Origin of the sequence: Micromonospora gifhornensis, from assembly GCF_016863515.1 — a bacterium.
Classification (GTDB): Bacteria; Actinomycetota; Actinomycetes; order Mycobacteriales; family Micromonosporaceae; genus Micromonospora; species Micromonospora gifhornensis.
Genome location: NZ_BOPA01000014.1, coordinates 60932 through 76027, shown reverse-complemented (window position 1 = coordinate 76027; position 15096 = coordinate 60932). Strand labels below are relative to the sequence as shown.

Genomic DNA, 15096 nt, shown 5'->3' with positions numbered 1-15096 from the left:
GGATCAAAGCCGCTAAAGTGACAAACAGCGGCGGGGTCTGCGCTCCACCCGACCGACCGTTTGCGCGGATCCGATCCTTCGCTGCGATCACCGCCGGGCGCGACCCTTGGAGTTGGTGCGATGTCGGAGTCGGTTCGGGCGTTTTTCGACGACCTCACCCACGGCGGTGGTCGGATGCTCCGGCAGGTCTCCGGCAGCGTTCGCTTCGATCTCGTCCACGCCCGCGGGGTGGACCACTGGCTGGTCACCATCGACCAGGGCCGGATCACCGTCTCCCAGGGCGGCGCGGTGACGGCCGACACGGTGATCGGCGCCGACGAGACGCTGTTCCTGCGGATGGCACACGGCGAGATCAAGCCCCTGTCCGCCTGGCTGCGCAACGACTTCACCGCGGACGGCGAATTCCGTTTCGTGATCATGCTGGAGCGCCTCTTCGCCCCGCCGAAGGGTGCCCACCATCCGCGGGACGCGGCGACAATGCCGTCGGCGGAACCCGCATGAAACGGATGGTGCGCATCCTCGACGGCAACATCTTCGCGCTCAGCGAGGACAACGGGGACATGACCTTCGACCCGCCCAGCCCGAGCGGGTTCTTCGTCTTCGACACCCGCTTCCTGTCCACCTGGCGGCTGACCCTCGACGGCGAGCAGCTGCACCCGCTGGCGATCCACGAACCGAGCTACTACGAGCTCCGCTTGTTCCTGGTCCCCGGCAACCCGACGCACTACGTCGACGCGAAGGTCTCGATCATCCGGGACCGGTGGATCTCCGACAGCAGCTTCACCGAACGCCTCACCGTGCTCAACCACACCTGCGAGCCGGCCGACTACGTGTTGCGCATCGACATCGACAGCGACTTCGCGCCGATCTACAACGTGGTCTGGCCGCGGGCGACGCGGTTGCGCGGATACCGGGAGGTGTCCGAAGACCGGTTGCGGCTCGGCTACCGCCGGGAACGGTTCCACCGGGCCACCGAGATCTCGACCACCGAACCGGCCGCTGTCGACAACCAGGGGATGACCTACCGGATCCAGGTCGACCGGCAGGGGCGGTGGAGCACGACCCTGACCGTCCGGAGCCTGGTGCTCCGCCCGGACGGTGCCGACGTACGCGAACAGCTGGGGCACACCCACGGCCAGGTCGGTGCCCAGTTGCGCCACGACCTGAGTCGGTGGCTGGCCGACGCGCCCCGACTGCACTGCGACTGGCAACCACTGACCACGACCTACCAACGCGGCCTGGCCGACCTGGCCGGCCTGCGGTTCGCCCCGCTCGCGATGCCGCACGAGACGATGCTCACCGCCGGTCTGCCCTGGTCGGCCACCATCGTGGGCCGCGACGCCATCCTCACCTGCTACCAGACGCTGCCCTTCGTGCCCCGTACGGCCGCCACCACGCTCCGGCTGCTCGCCCTGAACCAGGGCACGGTGCTCGACGACTTCCGGGACGAGGAACCCGGGAAGATCCTCAACGAGTTCCGGTACGGGGAGTTGGCGGCCTTCGAGGAACGCCCCCAGTCCCCGTACTTCGGCGGCGCCGACGTCACGCCGCTGTTCGTCGTACTGCTCGACGAGTACGAGCGGTGGACCGGTGACGGTCAACTGGTCCGTGACCTGGAGGACACCGCCCGCGCGGCGCTGCACTGGATCGACGAGTACGGCGACATCCGAGGTGACGGTTACCTCTGGTACCGGCGACGCAACGAGAACAGCGGTGCCATGAACCACTGCTGGAAGGACTCGCCGGAGGCGATCTGCTACCGCGACGGCCGGCTGCCGGGACTGCCCCGCGCCACCTGCGAACTCCAGGGTTACGCGTACGACGCCAAGCGTCGTGGTGCCCGGCTCGCCCGTGAGTTCTGGGGCGACCCGGCGTACGCCGACCGCCTGGAACGGCAGGCCGAGGAGCTCAAGCAGCGGTTCAACCGGGACTACTGGGTCGAGGACGGCGAGTACTTCGCGCTGGCGCTCGGCCCGGACGGCGACCACGTCGACGCCCTCGCCTCGAACATGGGCCAGTTGCTGTGGAGTGGCATCGTCGACGAGTCCCGGGCCCCGGCGGTGGCCCGACACCTGCTCGGGCCCCAGATGTACTCCGGCTGGGGAGTGCGGACGCTGGGCACCGGACAGGCCAGGTACAACCCGCTCGGCTACCACCTGGGCACGGTGTGGCCGCTCGACAACGCGTTGATCGCCGCCGGGCTGCGCCGGTACGGCTTCGTCGCCGAGGCCGGGATCATCGCCGAGGGCATCATCGACGCCGCACAGCACTTCGGCGGGCGGATGCCGGAGTCGTTCGCCGGCTACGACCGGGAACTGACCCGGTATCCCGTGCCGTATCCGGCGGCGAACAGCCCGCAGGCGTCCGCGACCGGCTCGACCTTCCTGCTGCTGCGCACCCTGCTCGGCCTCGAACCGTACGGCGAGCACCTGGTGGTCCACCCCGCGATCCCGCAGCGCTTCGGCCGGATCGAGTTGCTCGACATCCCCGGCCGGTGGGGGCGGATGGACGCGATCGGCAACGCCCGCATCACCACCTGACCACACCGGACGGTGCGCGCCGACCCGGGCCGGCGATCGCGGGTGGGCGGGGCGTAACGTGCATCGGCATGACCGGAGTGGCCTACTCGCACTGCTCGTACTGCGGCACGGCGTATCCCACGGAGGCCGGTTGGCCCCGGCTCTGCGCGAACTGCGGTCAGACGGTGTGGCGCAATCCCCTGCCCGTCGCGGTGGCGCTGCTGCCGGTGCGCACCCCGGACGGCCTCGGTGTGGTGGCCGTACGGCGCGCCATCGAGCCCGCCCGTGGGCTGCTCGCCCTGCCCGGCGGCTTCATCGAGTACGGCGAGCAGTGGGCGCACGCGCTGGTGCGCGAACTGCGGGAGGAGACCGGGTTGGTCGCCGACCCGGACCAGGTCGACCTCGTCGCGGTGCGGAACGCGCCGGCGGGCGGCACCCTGCTCGTCTTCGGTGAACTGCCGGCCCGCCCGATCGAGGAGCTGCCCGCCTCGGCGCCCACGGCGGAGGCCACCGAATGGCTGGTGCTGACCCGGCCGACCGAGTTGGCCTTCTCCACCCACACCGAGGTGCTTGCCGACTTCTTCGCCCGCCACGCCGGCTGACCGCCCGGCTCCGCGCGGCTCCCTAGCCGCGCCCGGCCGGCACCGGTGGGGTGGCGAACGGGATGCCTGTGGGTTCGGGCACGGTCACCGCCGGTCGGGCCGGGTGCCGCCACAGGCCACGCTCACCCAGCACCGGCAGCACTCCCTCGCCGAACCAGTACGCCTCCTCCAGATGCGGCTGTCCGGACAGGACGAACTCGTCGATGCCGAGGGCGTGGTACTCGGCGATCCGGTCGGCCACCTCGGTGTGGCTGCCCACCAGGGCGGTGCCCGCGCCGCCGCGGACCAGCCCGACGCCGGCCCACAGGTTCGGCGAGATCTCCAGGTCGTCACGGGACCCGCCGTGCAGGTCGAGCATCCGGCGCTGCCCCTCCGACTCGCTGCGACGCAGCCCCTCCTGGGCGGCCCGGATGTCGGCGTCGGCGATGCCGTCGAGCAGCCGGCGGGCCTGCGCCCACGCGTCCTCGCTCGTGTCACGGGCGATGACGTGCAGCCGGATGCCGAACCGGACGTCGCGGCCGGCCTCGGCGGCCAGCCCCCGGATCCAGTCGAGCTTCGCGGCCACCTGCGCGGGTGGCTCGCCCCAGGTGAGGTAGACGTCGCTGTGCCGGGCGGCGACCGGACCGGCGGCGGCCGACGACCCTCCGAAGTAGACGGGTGGCACCGGGTCGGGCAGCCGGGCCAGTCGCGCCCGTTCGACCCGGACGTGTTGTCCGTCGTGGTCGACCGTCGCACCGCCCCACAGGGCCCGCACCACGTGCAGGAACTCGTCGGTACGGGCGTACCGGGCGTCCTTGTCCAGGAAGTCGCCGTAGGCGCGCTGTTCGTGGGCCTCGCCACCGGTGACCACGTTGACCAGCAACCGCCCACCGGACAGACGCTGGAAGGTGGCTGCCATCTGCGCCGCCAGGGTCGGTGAGAGCAGGCCTGGGCGGAAGGCCACCAGGAACTTCAGCCGCTCGGTGACCTCGGTCAGCATCGCGGTGCTCAGCCAGGCGTCCTCGCACCAGGCCCCGGTGGGCGTGAGGGCGCCGACGAAGCCCAACTGCTCGGCCGTACGGGCGATCTGGCCCAGATAGGCGACGGTCGGCGGACGAGAGCCGCCGGCCCTGCCCACCGGCACGCCGTGACCGCCGCCCACGATGTCCCGGCTGTCGCCGTACGTGGGCAGGAACCAGTGGAAGGTCAACATGGCTCGATCCTCCGGGCGCGGGTTGGCTGGTCCGACCGGTCGTCCTCGACGCGCTCGGGAACGACCACGCGAACAGACTACCCATAAAACCTATCGAGTTAGTAGGCTGTCGTCGCCGCTGGACCTCATCGATGTCCACGGGACCCCTTCCGCCGTCGAGGAGTGCTCATGCGTACCTCTGCCCCGCGCCGTTCCCGCGTCGTCACCGCCGCCCTGACGGTGCTCGCCCTGGTCGCCGTCGGGGCGCTGACCGGCTGCGCCGACGATCCGGCCGGCGGCGACGACACGCCCCGACTGCGCATCGGCTACCAACGTTTCGGCGGGCTGAGCCTGGTCAAGGCCCGAGGTGAAGCGCCGGATGCCGAGTGGTCGCTGTTCGAGAGCGGGCCGGCGCTGACCGAGGCACTCAAGGCCGGTTCCATCGACATAGGCCAGACCGGAGAGGCGCCGCCGATCTTCGCCGCCGCCGGCCGGATCCCGTTCCAGATCATCGGGACCTCGGAGCCGATTCCGCAGGGCGAGGCCGTACTGGTCAAGGAGGACTCCGGCCTGCGCACCTTCGCCGACCTCAAGGGGCGGACGGTGGCGCTCAACAAGGGCTCCAACGTGCACTGGCTGCTGGTCCGCCTGCTGGAGGCCAACAACCTGACGCTGTCGGACATCAACGTCAAGTACCTCAAGCCCGCCGAGGCCCGGCCCGCCTTCGACAACGGGCAGGTCGACGCCTGGATCATCTGGGACCCTTACTTCGCCCTCGCCGAGCGACCCGGGGTGCGGATCCTCGCCGACGCCACCGGCCTGGCCAGCAACCGCGAGTACGTGCTGGCCCACCCGGACGCGTTGACGAACAAGTCCCCGCAGATCGAAGCGTTCCTGCGCACCTACCGCACGGTCACCGACTGGGGTATCGCCAACCCCGCCGAACGCACCGCGGTGCTCGCCCCGGAACTGAAGATCCCCGAGGACGTCACCAGCCGGGCGCTGGCCCGCAGCGCCCGCGCGCTGGCACCGGTCACCCCGGCCGTCGGCGACGAGTTGCAGGCCATCGCGGACGGGTTCACCACTCTCGACCTGATCCCCGGCACGGTGGACATCCGGTCCCGGATCGACGGCCGATTCACCGAGGTGTTCCAGTGACCAGGGCGACCGCCGTACGGCCCGCACCGGTCACCGCGCCGGCCACCGCTGCGGGCACACCAGGACGGCCCGGACGCCGCCTGGCATGGCGTCGGTCGACCACCCCGCTGCTGCTGGTCCTCGGGTGGGAACTGGCGGCCCGGTCCGGGTTGCTGGCCGCGGAGAAGTTGCCCGCACCCAGCACGGTGCTGGCCACCGGTTGGCGACTGACCCGCGACGGCACCCTGCTGACCCACCTGCTCGACTCGCTCACCCGGGCCGGCGTCGGGTTGCTCATCGGCGGCGGACTCGCCGTCCTGCTCGGCGCGCTCGCCGGGCTGCTGCGCATCGGCGACGACCTGGTCGACCCGCCGGTGCAGATGGCCCGGATGCTGCCCCACCTCGGGCTGGTGCCGCTGCTGATCATCTGGGTCGGCATCGGCGAGTCGTTGAAGATCAGTCTGGTCGCCCTCGGCGCGTTCTTCCCGCTCTACTTCAACACGTACGCCGGCATCCGGGACATCGACGAGCGACTGGTCGAGGCGGCCCGTACCTGCGGATTGGGCGCACTCGCCCGGCTGCGACACGTGGTGCTGCCGGGCGCGCTGCCCGCGCTCTTCCTCGGCCTGCGGCTGGCCATCGGCGCGGCCTGGCTCAGTCTCGTGGTCGGCGAGCAGGTCAACGCCCAGACCGGCATCGGCTTCCTGATGATGGAGGCCCGCGAATTCAGCCAGACCGACGTGGTGGTCCTCGGCCTGCTCGTGTACGCCCTGCTCGGCCTGCTGTCCGACGTCGCCATCCGGATCGTGGAGAGGAGGACGCTGACATGGCGTCGCGGACTTCGGGCCAGCTGAACGGGCCGCTGCTCACCGCGACCGGCGTACGCCGCCGGTTCGGTGCCACCACGGTGCTGACCGGCGTCGATCTGCGCATCGCACCGGGTGAAGTGGTCGCCCTGCTCGGCGGCAGCGGCTCCGGCAAGAGCACCCTGCTGCGGGTGCTCGCCGGCCTCGACGACGAGGCCACCGGCGAGATCACGTTACGCGGCCGGGCGGCGGTGGTGTTCCAGGAACACCGCCTGCTGCCGTGGAAACGGGTGGCGGACAACGTCGCCCTCGGGCTGAGCGGTCCGGACATGGCCGAGCGGGTCGCCCGGGCGCTGGCCGAGGTCGGCCTCGCCGAACGGCACCGGGCCTGGCCCGCCGAACTCTCCGGCGGGCAGGCGCAGCGGGTGGCGGTCGCGCGGGCGCTGGTCCGCGAGCCGGACCTGCTGCTGCTCGACGAGCCGTTCGGCGCGCTCGACGCGCTCACCCGGCTGCGGATGCAGGGCCTGCTGCGCCGGTTGCGGGCCGAACACGGCTTCGCCGCCCTGTTGGTCACACACGACGTGGAGGAGGCGCTGCTGCTCGCCGACCGCCTGCTCGTCCTGGAAGCCGGTGTCATCGCCGAGGAACTGCCGGTTGACCTCGGGCCCACCCGCTCCCCCGACGATCCGGCCTTCGGCGCGCTACGCCGCCGCCTGCTCGACCGCCTCGGCGTACCCGCCCTGTGAGGACGGCGCGCGGCCGGGAACCGTCGTCCGGTCCCCGGCCGCGCGCCGGTGCCGCCCTGAGGGTCAGCTGAGGCTGAAGCCGGCGAACAACAGCGAGGCCAGGCCGAGCGCGAGAACCAGGTTGAACACGGTGGCAGCACCGAACACCGCGATGGGACGCCAGCCGGCCTGCCGCAGCGCCGCCACCCGGACCTCCAGGCCGATGCTGACGAACGCCAGGATGAAGAACCAGGTCCGCAGGTCGTTGACGATCGCGATGGTGGCCTTGCCGTCGGCGCCGACCGCCTTCAGGTACCAGGTGGCGATCACCGACGCCGCGACGAAGCCGAGGACGAACTTCGGAAAGCGCCGCCACAGTTCGCTCAGCCCTGGCCGGGCCGAGCCGGGCCGCCGTTCGACGTGCAGGGCAAAGTACGCGGTGAGCGCCACCGCCACCACGCCCATCAGCGCGTTCTGGGTGACCTTGACGATGCTGGCGATCTGGAGCGCGTCCTCGCCGGCCAGCGCCCCGGCCGCAGTGACCGCCGCGGTGGTGTCGATGTTGCCGCCGATCCAGGCACCGGCCACCGCCGGTGACAGCCCGAGCACGTCGGCCAACCAGGGCAGCAGGAAGATCGACGGAAGGGCGAAGACGATCACCAGGCTCGCCGTGTAGGCGAGTTGCTCGCGACGGGCGCGGACCGCCCCGGCAGCGGCGATCGCGGCGCTGACTCCGCAGATCGACACCGCGGAGGCGAGCAGGGCGCGCAGCTTGTCGTCCAGTCCGAGCCGCCCGGCCAGCCACCAGGTGAACAGGAACACGCCGGAGATCAACAGGAGCGCCTGGGCGATGGCGGGCCCGGCGGCACTGGCGATCACCGCCAGATTGATCGAGGCACCGAGCAGCACCAGGCCGGTCTTGATGAAGAACTCGGTACGGAATGCGGCGGCGATGCGGTCGTGCAACCCGGTCAGCGTGACCACCAGATTGCCGAGCAGACCGAGCACGATGGCGTAGACGGGATACTCGATCGCTGCCGCGATGTCCTCAAGCGCCGTGCCGGCCGCCCACTCGGGCACCTGCTGTTCGAGATAGCGGGTGAGCGCGGCGAGGAGCAGGACCACCAGCAGGCCGGCGGCCGTCCAGGCCCAGAACCTGCGGTCTCGCGGCGGCGGAGCGAGGAGCCCGGCCTGCGGCGCGGTCTGCGCGGCACCTCGGGTTGCGTCGGTGGCCATCAGGGCACCAGCCCAGCGGGGATCGCACCGGCCAGGACCAGGCCGAGCAGAGCGAGACCCAGGATGGTGGCGGCCCAGTCCTCGTTGATGGAGAACCGGCTCTCGGGTGCGGTGGGTGACGGTTGGGGTTCCAGCTTGGTCATGATCGTCTCTTTCGACAGATCGACGGGGCGGAGCGCCCGCCGAGGGCGGAAGCACAGATGAAGTAGACCTATATTCCTACCGGGAAACTAGGTTTTCAAGCCCCTTGTCCGCTCCCGTTCGTCGGGCCCGCCGCATCACCGGCAATCCCGTCCGGCACAACGTCCACCCCATGCCGCAGGCGTGACCGGCTTCGGGGCGGGTAGACGGCGACGCCGCACCCGCAGCGGTTCGGTCGGGTTCCGCCACGCCCGGCCGGCAGAGACGACCCCGGGGGACGAATGACAAGCGGACCGCAGGCCCACGTCGATGTCGTGGAACTGCGGGTCCATGGTGTGTCCGGTGCCGGGGCCGAGCAGATTCTGAACCGTCCGCACGCCTACCAGGTCGCCGGGGACGGCAGCGGCGGCTTCTACCGGCCGCATCCGGACTATCCGGACGCCAAGGGCCCGGCCGGGGTGACCCTGGAGGCGTACCGCTGGAGTGATCTGCCCTCCGGGACGACCGTCCGGACCTTGTCGCTGATGTTCCTGTTGCCGTTCATGCTCTGCAACGTCGCCATCTGGATGCGACCGGCGACCCGGGGCAACTCCGGCGCGGGGATCAAGGCGACCTGCCGGCTGCTCGCCCTCACCCTCACCATGCTGTACGTGCTCGCCACGATGGGGGTGGCACTGGACCTGATCGCCGTCCGGTGCATGTCGAACCCGATCTGCACGGCGAACCGACCGTGGTTGTCCTGGCTCAGCGGACGACCCACCGGCCTACGTCTGTCGGTGCTCGCCCTGGCACCGGCCGCCGCCCTCGGGCTGGTCTGGCGGCTCGGCATACGACCGGGACACAACTTCGACGCCTTCCACCGGACGGCCGACGAGTCGAACCCCCACGCACTCAGTGCGGTGGGCCAGTGGGACGGCGCGCCGCTGGTGGGTCGCCTGCGTTCGCTGCACGTCGCCGCTGGGTTCGCCACCCTGAGCATCGGCCTGCTCATCGCCCGCTGCGTCGCCGGCCCGTCGGCGGTGAGTGTCGCTCCCACCGTCGTGGCGATCGCGATACTCGGTGCCTGCGTCACGATGCTCTGCGTCCGGCCGTGGATCGACGCCCCGGTCAGCAGACGGGTGGACCGGTTCTGCTCTTTTCTGCGCACCGCTGCCTGCGTGCTCACCGCACTGGTCCTGGTCGTGGTGGCGGTCGACCCGACACCCTGGCGATCGGCGGAGGGGTTGCCCGGATACAGCGTGATGGTCGGCCTGGTCATCCTCGCGCAGACGGCCCTGCTGTTCACGCTCGGAGTGGCGGCCCTCGCCACCCGGGGCCAACTACGCGACAAGATTGGCGTGGCAATCCCGTCTAGCGGCTCGGGGATCGACCCGGACATGGGAATCGACCCGGAGGAGATGCGGCGTGGGTTCGGCTGCAACGGGCTCGGATGGGGGCCGTTGCAGGGGCTCGGGGCACCGGTCATCGCCGCCACCGCGACCGGTCTGGCGCTCGCCCTCACCGCAGACCTCGTCTTCCGGGTCGCGGATCTGCTCAACCGCCGGGCCCGGGCCGACGACGAACACACCGTCTCCGCGCCGCTCGGCTTCAAGTGGGCCATCTTCGTGTTCCTGCTGGCGGCGGTGATCGTCCTGGTGGGCGCGGTGGTGGTGACCCTCGCGAGCTGGCCGGTGCGGATGAGCAGCGCCCGGGCCACCGTCGCCCGCGACTTCCCCCACGCCCCCGCCTCGGCCTGGTACCGGTTGCGGCAGGTCGTACACACCATCGCCCGGGCACGGTTCACCGAACGTCTGGAGACCCTCGCGGTGATCTACGCCGGTGTGGTCGGTGTGGGGTTACCCACCATTCTGCTCGGGATGTTGCAACTCGCTCCCGGCCAGGTCGTCGAGCAGCTGACCGGGATACCGGAGGCGGCGACCAACTTCGGCATCCAGGTGGGCAGCTTCCTCATCGCGGCTGTGGTGCTCGCCCTGTTCATCGGCGGCATCTTCGCCTACCGCACAGCCGAGTTCCGCCGGTACGTCGGGGTGCTGTGGGACCTGGGCACCTTCTGGCCCCGGGCGGCACACCCGTTCGCCCCACCCTGCTACGCCGAGCGGGCGGTGCCGGAGCTGAGCCGACGGATCACCTACCTCACCGAGCAGGGTCACGGCGTCCTGCTGACCGGGCACAGCCACGGCGCGGTGCTGCTCGCCGCCACGGTGCTGCAACTGCCCCGGGAGGTCTGCGGCCACCTGGCCCTGCTCACGTACGGGTCACCGCTGCGCCGGCTGTACGGGCGGCTGTTTCCCGCGTACGTCAACGAGCAGGCGCTGCTCGATGTGGGCAAGCGGGTGAACTGGCGGTGGCTGAACCTGTGGCGCGACACCGACCCGATCGGCGGTTGGGTCTTCTCACCGCACCGCCCGGGCCGGGATCCGGTGCTGCCCGGGCCACCGGGCACCGTCGATCGACGCCTCCGCGACCCGGTCGACGTGGTTCCCCCACCCGGCGACAGCGTGCCACCACAGATCATCGGGCACTGGCCCGGCGAGGCCGATCCCCGGTTCCGGGCCGCGGTGACGGATCTGGCCGACCGGCTGCGCAACCGGCTGCCCTGAGCAGGGCGCTGCGACGTCGGTTCCGCCCGCGGCGGATATCCTTCGCCGGGTGAGCACCTCCCGCAGTGGCGAGCGGACCCTTGTCGCATCGAACCGCAAGGCCCGGCACGACTACACCATCCTCAAGACGTACGAGGCCGGGATCGTGCTGGCCGGTACGGAGGTCAAGTCGCTGCGGGCCGGCCGCGTCTCGCTTGTCGACGCCTTCGCCCAGGAACGCGACGGGGAGATCATGCTGTACGGCCTGCACATCGCCGAGTACGGCTACGGCAGTTGGACCAACCACGCTCCCCGCCGAACCCGCAAGCTGCTGCTGCGCCGGGTGGAGATCGCCCGGATCCTGGCGCAGATCCGGGAGGGCGGGTTCACCCTGGTGCCACTGTCGATGTACTTCTCCGGCGGCTGGGCCAAGGTCGAACTCGCCGTGGCCAAGGGCCGCAAATCGTACGACAAGCGTCAGGCGCTCGCCGCCCGCGACGCGGATCGGGAGATCGCCCGCGAGTTGGGCCGCCGCCTCAAGGGGCGGTCACGGCCCGGCTGACGGGGAGGGCGCCGGCAACGGCACCAGGCCGCCGCAGCGCGGATCGGGCGGGCCCACCGGTCGACGCGGCATGAGCCATTCCAACGCGGTGTCCTCCACCGGCCATCGGGCCACGGTGACCCGGCTGCTCGGCACCCGGTCGGCGTCCGGGCAGAGCACCTGCGCCCGCACCTCGTCGTTGGGCAGGAAGCGCACCTCGCCGGCGCGGCTCAGCACGATTGTCATCCGGTCGGTCACCGTCACCGCCTCGCCCAGCACCACCTCCTGGGTCTGCGGCTCACCGACCTCGACGGCCACCGCGGGCAGCAACGGGACGCGCAGGAACACCGCACCCGTCAGCAGCGGCAGCAGCCCGCCGACCGCGTAGATGACCGCCCGGGTCACCGCCGGGGCCATCCGCGCCGGCACCGGGCCGGTCAACACCAGCGCACCGGCGGGCGGGAGCGCCAGCAGCAGGGCCGTGGCCAGCTCGCCGTGCCCGACGGCCGACCCGATGGCCGGTGCGAGCCAGGCGTAGCTGGCCGCCGCCACGACGACCGGCAGGATCAGGCCGGTGGCCAGCAGCAGCCGCGGTCGATCCGGGTAGCGGCTGCGGGTGTGCAGGGCGACCAGCCAGACCAGCATCATCACCAGCCCGGGCAGGAACCGCAGCTGCCAGGTGAGGGCGGCGAGCGCCGCCGCCACGACCAGCACCCAACCCGGCGTACGCGCGGCGGCGTACGCCAGCAGCGACCGCTCCGGGTCGAATCGCTGCGGGGCGCTGACCTGCAACAGTCGACCGAGCACGACCGGCACCAGCACCACAAGCGGTACCGCCCAGACCAGCGCGATGAGCAGTGCGCTGAGCAGCCCGAGCGGGCTGACGTACTGCACCAGCAGCAGCATTGTCGACATGTCCTGTCGACTGAGCCGCCACAACCGCAGGACCAGCAGCAGTACCGGGAAGGCCGGCAGTACGGTCAGCAGCCACTGCTGCGTCTGGCGCGCACCCGGACGGCGGCGGCCGACAGGCCCGGCCGTGGCTGGTTCGGGTGCCGCCAGGCGAACCTCTCCCATGGCCACTGCCGCACCTCCACCTTGTCCGCCGGGCCGGGCGGTGGCTGCTGGTCAACCGCAACCTGCTGCTGGTCGTTGTATTTCTGCGAGTAGCCGAAGTAGCGGTCGAAGGCCGTCCGCCACCGCTTGCCGTTGCGGCCGTTGCGCGCCTCCTCCAAGGAGAGATTGACCAGGTCACGCATGGCCGGGTTGGGGCCGGTGTTGACCCCCCACAGTTCATCACCGTCGGCACCGATGTCGAAGTGACGCAACGGGGTGGGGTTTTTCAGCTTCCGCACCGGCGGCGCCTGCTCGGCGAGGGGCGGAGCCACGAATCCGGCCAGGACCGCCGCGTCGGTGGTGACCGCGTCGATCGTGCCGTCGTACAGCTCCTGGATGCACTGGCTGATCCGGTTGCGGCCGTGAGCCTGCGCACCGGCCGCAGCCAGGTTCCGCTCGGCCGTCGAGGTCGCCAGCGTGCAGACCTTGCGGCCGGCCAGATCGGCGAACGTGGTCGGTGCCAGCTTGCTGTCGGCGCGGGTGACCACCGACTGCTCGGTCTGCAGATAGGGTGCGGAGAAGACCACGCCTTGACGTCGACGGTCGTCGGTGATGCTGTACGAGGCGATGACCAGATCGACGGTGACGAAGCGCCCGTCCGGAGTGGGGGCCTGCCGACGGGCCCGGTCCTCGCTCTCGATGGGCAGGAACCGCACCCGTGGCGCGTCGAAGCCGAGATCCTCGGCGATCATGTAGGCGATCTCGATGTCGAAGCCCACGAACGCGCCGTTCTCCAGCAACTGCGACACACCCGGCTGATCGTCCTTGACCCCGATCAGCAGCTCCTGCTTGCCGGTGAGCCCGGCTCGTTCCCGCAACTGGTCACGACTGGGCGGGCCGGTCACGCTGACCACCCGCACCACCGTGACCACAGCCACCACCAGCAGCAGGATCAGCGCGGCGAGGCGCAGCCACCGCATCCGCGGCGTGGGACCGGAGCTCGCGGGTGACGGCGCGGGCGCGCCGCCTGGTGCTTCGGATCCGCTCATCGTCACCCCCGGCTACGCCCATCGTGAGGGTCTATTGTGGCCGACCAGCGCCATCGGGTGACCCACAGTTACCCAAGCGAGATGCGTGTCGAGGCGATGCAGCGGACGGTCAGCCGTCGAGCAGGTCGGCGTGTCCGGCGCGCAGCCGGGCCAGCTCGGCGTCGCCCGGCGCGGCCCGGCGCTCCAGCGCGGCCCACACCTCGGCCAGCGCCGCCCGCATCGCGCGCAGCTCGGCGGCGTGCCGGCGACCGGCCTGCTCACGCTGCGCTTCGAGGCGACGGGACCAACCCGCGGTGACCTCGGCGAGCCGGCCGGCGTCGGCGCGAGCCTGCGCGGCGCTGCGGGCGGCGTCGGCCGGCACGATCGCGGCGACCGGCCGGGAGTCGCCGTCGCGGGTGACCACGGTGACGGTGTCGGTCAGCTCCGCCATCGCGACGAGCTGACTCAGTCGGGTGCGCGCCTCGCGCAGCGGCAGCGAGCGCGGTGGGGTGTTGCGCGGGGTGAGGGCGGGGACAGCCATGAATACATGATGGGTACCGGGTACGACACTTTCCGCCACCGTCCACGAGGGACCGCGCAGATCGGTGCGCGCGGGTCAGCGCGGCGGACGGTCCCGGCGGGACGGGAACTGGGCACCGGGGCGGGCCAGGGTCGACCGGGCGCGCAACCCCACCGGGTCCGGCGAGTCGTCGCCGACCGGCTCGGCTGCCGGGGCTCGACGGGCGGCCAGGTAGGCCGCGGCGGCCCGGTCCTCGTCGGTGGGCGCCGCGAGCAGCGCGTAGACCAGGCCCACCACGCCGAAGATCACGAGCAGTACGATCGGGATCAGCAGGCTGCCCACCTCCGCGCCGGCGACCTCCCCCCGCCGCTCGTGCAGGTGCACCGACAGGGCGCTCATCCCGGTGAAGTGCATACCGTTGACCGCCACGCCCATCACCAGCGCCGACGCGAAGATCGCCACGCCGCGACGTACCGTCATCGCGAGCCACAGCGCGGCAGTGGCGGCGACCACGGCGATCAGCAGGGAGAGCGCGACCCGGGTGGGGTCGTAGCCCAGCTCGCCGTTGAGTCGCATCGCGGCCATGCCGGTGTAGTGCATCGCCGCCACCCCGGCGCCGGTGAACAGCCCACCGGCGAGCAGCCGTACCGCCGACAGCCGGCCGGTGCCGACGATGGCCAGCCCGATACCCACCGCCACCACCGCGAGCAGCGCGCTGACGACGGTGACCGGCACGTCGTATTTGATCCGGGAGCCGCTCACGGCGAAGCCGAGCATCGCCATGAAGTGCATCGTCCAGATGGCGGTGCCGCCGATGGCCCAGGCCGCGAGAATTCCCCACCAGGCCCGCTGGCCGGCACTCGACGCGGTGCGGATCCGGCCCGCACAGATCAGCCCGAGAACGGACCCCAGCACCGACAGCGCGTAGCTGAGCGCAGGTGTGATCCATCCGTACTCAAAGTGATTGATTTCCGCCACGACAGCTCCCCCCAGAGCTTCCACCGGCACGCGGCTTACGCACCGGTAGAATGATCA

The 15096-nt window shown here is 71.3% G+C and carries 15 protein-coding genes; 8 read left to right on the top strand and 7 right to left on the bottom strand.

Annotated features, from left to right (window positions below; genetic code table 11):
* Positions 1-120 precede the first annotated feature (120 nt).
* From Vgi01_RS08555 to Vgi01_RS08545, 3 genes are all read left to right on the top strand, one after another.
* Entirely contained in the window at positions 121-501 is a 381-nt protein-coding gene (locus Vgi01_RS08555; protein ID WP_102659572.1) for an SCP2 sterol-binding domain-containing protein, read from the top strand.
* On the top strand, positions 498-2540 hold the full coding sequence (locus Vgi01_RS08550) for an amylo-alpha-1,6-glucosidase (RefSeq protein ID WP_204290629.1): 2043 nt from the start codon (positions 498-500) through the stop codon (positions 2538-2540). Before Vgi01_RS08555 ends, Vgi01_RS08550 begins: the two co-directional genes overlap by 4 nt.
* Positions 2541-2608: 68 nt before the next feature.
* Positions 2609-3121: an NUDIX domain-containing protein gene (locus tag Vgi01_RS08545; RefSeq protein WP_204290628.1), complete on the top strand. Its 513-nt coding sequence runs from the start codon at positions 2609-2611 to the stop codon at positions 3119-3121.
* Positions 3122-3143: 22 nt separating this feature from the next.
* Here Vgi01_RS08545 and Vgi01_RS08540 read toward each other — a convergent pair whose 3' ends face one another.
* Positions 3144-4313: an LLM class flavin-dependent oxidoreductase gene (locus Vgi01_RS08540; protein ID WP_204290627.1), complete on the bottom strand. Its 1170-nt coding sequence runs from the start codon at positions 4311-4313 to the stop codon at positions 3144-3146.
* 168 nt (positions 4314-4481) lie between these two features.
* Here Vgi01_RS08540 and Vgi01_RS08535 point away from each other — a divergent pair, with 168 nt between their 5' ends.
* The 3 genes from Vgi01_RS08535 to Vgi01_RS08525 are packed head-to-tail and all read left to right on the top strand — an operon-like array spanning position 4482 to position 6981.
* On the top strand, positions 4482-5450 hold the full coding sequence (locus tag Vgi01_RS08535) for an aliphatic sulfonate ABC transporter substrate-binding protein (RefSeq protein WP_204290626.1): 969 nt from the start codon (positions 4482-4484) through the stop codon (positions 5448-5450).
* Positions 5447-6283 (top strand): ABC transporter permease, encoded by an 837-nt coding sequence (locus Vgi01_RS08530; protein ID WP_204290625.1) that lies wholly within the window; start codon positions 5447-5449, stop codon positions 6281-6283. The genes Vgi01_RS08535 and Vgi01_RS08530 overlap by 4 nt, the downstream gene beginning before the upstream one ends.
* Positions 6256-6981: an ABC transporter ATP-binding protein gene (locus tag Vgi01_RS08525; RefSeq protein WP_204290624.1), complete on the top strand. Its 726-nt coding sequence runs from the start codon at positions 6256-6258 to the stop codon at positions 6979-6981. Before Vgi01_RS08530 ends, Vgi01_RS08525 begins: the two co-directional genes overlap by 28 nt.
* A gap of 63 nt (positions 6982-7044) precedes the next feature.
* Here Vgi01_RS08525 and Vgi01_RS08520 read toward each other — a convergent pair whose 3' ends face one another.
* Positions 7045-8196: a YeiH family protein gene (locus Vgi01_RS08520; RefSeq protein ID WP_204290623.1), complete on the bottom strand. Its 1152-nt coding sequence runs from the start codon at positions 8194-8196 to the stop codon at positions 7045-7047.
* Positions 8196-8339, bottom strand: a complete 144-nt coding sequence (locus Vgi01_RS08515) for a hypothetical protein (RefSeq protein ID WP_204290622.1) — start codon at positions 8337-8339, stop codon at positions 8196-8198. Before Vgi01_RS08515 ends, Vgi01_RS08520 begins: the two co-directional genes overlap by 1 nt.
* 279 nt (positions 8340-8618) lie before the next feature.
* Here Vgi01_RS08515 and Vgi01_RS08510 point away from each other — a divergent pair, with 279 nt between their 5' ends.
* Together Vgi01_RS08510 and smpB are read left to right on the top strand one after the other, a co-directional pair.
* Positions 8619-10937, top strand: a complete 2319-nt coding sequence (locus Vgi01_RS08510; RefSeq protein ID WP_204290621.1) for a hypothetical protein — start codon at positions 8619-8621, stop codon at positions 10935-10937.
* Between the two features lie 49 nt (positions 10938-10986).
* Positions 10987-11478 (top strand): SsrA-binding protein SmpB, encoded by a 492-nt coding sequence (smpB, locus tag Vgi01_RS08505; protein ID WP_102659580.1) that lies wholly within the window; start codon positions 10987-10989, stop codon positions 11476-11478.
* On the opposite strand, the gene Vgi01_RS08500 is transcribed toward smpB, so the two are convergent.
* From Vgi01_RS08500 to Vgi01_RS08485, 4 genes are all read right to left on the bottom strand, one after another.
* Positions 11464-12534: a hypothetical protein gene (locus tag Vgi01_RS08500; protein ID WP_102659581.1), complete on the bottom strand. Its 1071-nt coding sequence runs from the start codon at positions 12532-12534 to the stop codon at positions 11464-11466. The genes smpB and Vgi01_RS08500 overlap by 15 nt on opposite strands.
* Complete coding sequence (locus tag Vgi01_RS08495) at positions 12438-13493, bottom strand: transporter substrate-binding domain-containing protein (RefSeq protein ID WP_102659582.1); 1056 nt, start codon at positions 13491-13493, stop codon at positions 12438-12440. Before Vgi01_RS08495 ends, Vgi01_RS08500 begins: the two co-directional genes overlap by 97 nt.
* Positions 13494-13671: 178 nt before the next feature.
* Positions 13672-14082 carry a type II toxin-antitoxin system Phd/YefM family antitoxin gene (locus tag Vgi01_RS08490; protein WP_102659583.1) on the bottom strand — a complete coding sequence of 137 codons (411 nt, stop codon included), beginning with the start codon at positions 14080-14082 and terminating at the stop codon, positions 13672-13674.
* A gap of 75 nt (positions 14083-14157) precedes the next feature.
* Positions 14158-15039: an MHYT domain-containing protein gene (locus Vgi01_RS08485; protein WP_204290620.1), complete on the bottom strand. Its 882-nt coding sequence runs from the start codon at positions 15037-15039 to the stop codon at positions 14158-14160.
* Positions 15040-15096 lie beyond the last annotated feature (57 nt).

What these genes read in the sequence shown, in the direction of transcription:
- Vgi01_RS08555 (WP_102659572.1), top strand. Translation starts at nt 121, where the DNA reads ATGTCGGAGTCGGTTCGGGCGTTTTTCGACGACCTCACCCACGGCGGT.
- Vgi01_RS08550 (WP_204290629.1), top strand. Translation starts at nt 498, where the DNA reads ATGAAACGGATGGTGCGCATCCTCGACGGCAACATCTTCGCGCTCAGC.
- Vgi01_RS08545 (WP_204290628.1), top strand. Translation starts at nt 2,609, where the DNA reads ATGACCGGAGTGGCCTACTCGCACTGCTCGTACTGCGGCACGGCGTAT.
- Vgi01_RS08540 (WP_204290627.1), bottom strand. Translation starts at nt 4,313, where the DNA reads ATGTTGACCTTCCACTGGTTCCTGCCCACGTACGGCGACAGCCGGGAC.
- Vgi01_RS08535 (WP_204290626.1), top strand. Translation starts at nt 4,482, where the DNA reads ATGCGTACCTCTGCCCCGCGCCGTTCCCGCGTCGTCACCGCCGCCCTG.
- Vgi01_RS08525 (WP_204290624.1), top strand. Translation starts at nt 6,256, where the DNA reads ATGGCGTCGCGGACTTCGGGCCAGCTGAACGGGCCGCTGCTCACCGCG.
- Vgi01_RS08520 (WP_204290623.1), bottom strand. Translation starts at nt 8,196, where the DNA reads ATGGCCACCGACGCAACCCGAGGTGCCGCGCAGACCGCGCCGCAGGCC.
- Vgi01_RS08515 (WP_204290622.1), bottom strand. Translation starts at nt 8,339, where the DNA reads ATGACCAAGCTGGAACCCCAACCGTCACCCACCGCACCCGAGAGCCGG.
- Vgi01_RS08510 (WP_204290621.1), top strand. Translation starts at nt 8,619, where the DNA reads ATGACAAGCGGACCGCAGGCCCACGTCGATGTCGTGGAACTGCGGGTC.
- Vgi01_RS08500 (WP_102659581.1), bottom strand. Translation starts at nt 12,534, where the DNA reads ATGGGAGAGGTTCGCCTGGCGGCACCCGAACCAGCCACGGCCGGGCCT.
- Vgi01_RS08495 (WP_102659582.1), bottom strand. Translation starts at nt 13,493, where the DNA reads ATGCGGTGGCTGCGCCTCGCCGCGCTGATCCTGCTGCTGGTGGTGGCT.
- Vgi01_RS08490 (WP_102659583.1), bottom strand. Translation starts at nt 14,082, where the DNA reads ATGGCTGTCCCCGCCCTCACCCCGCGCAACACCCCACCGCGCTCGCTG.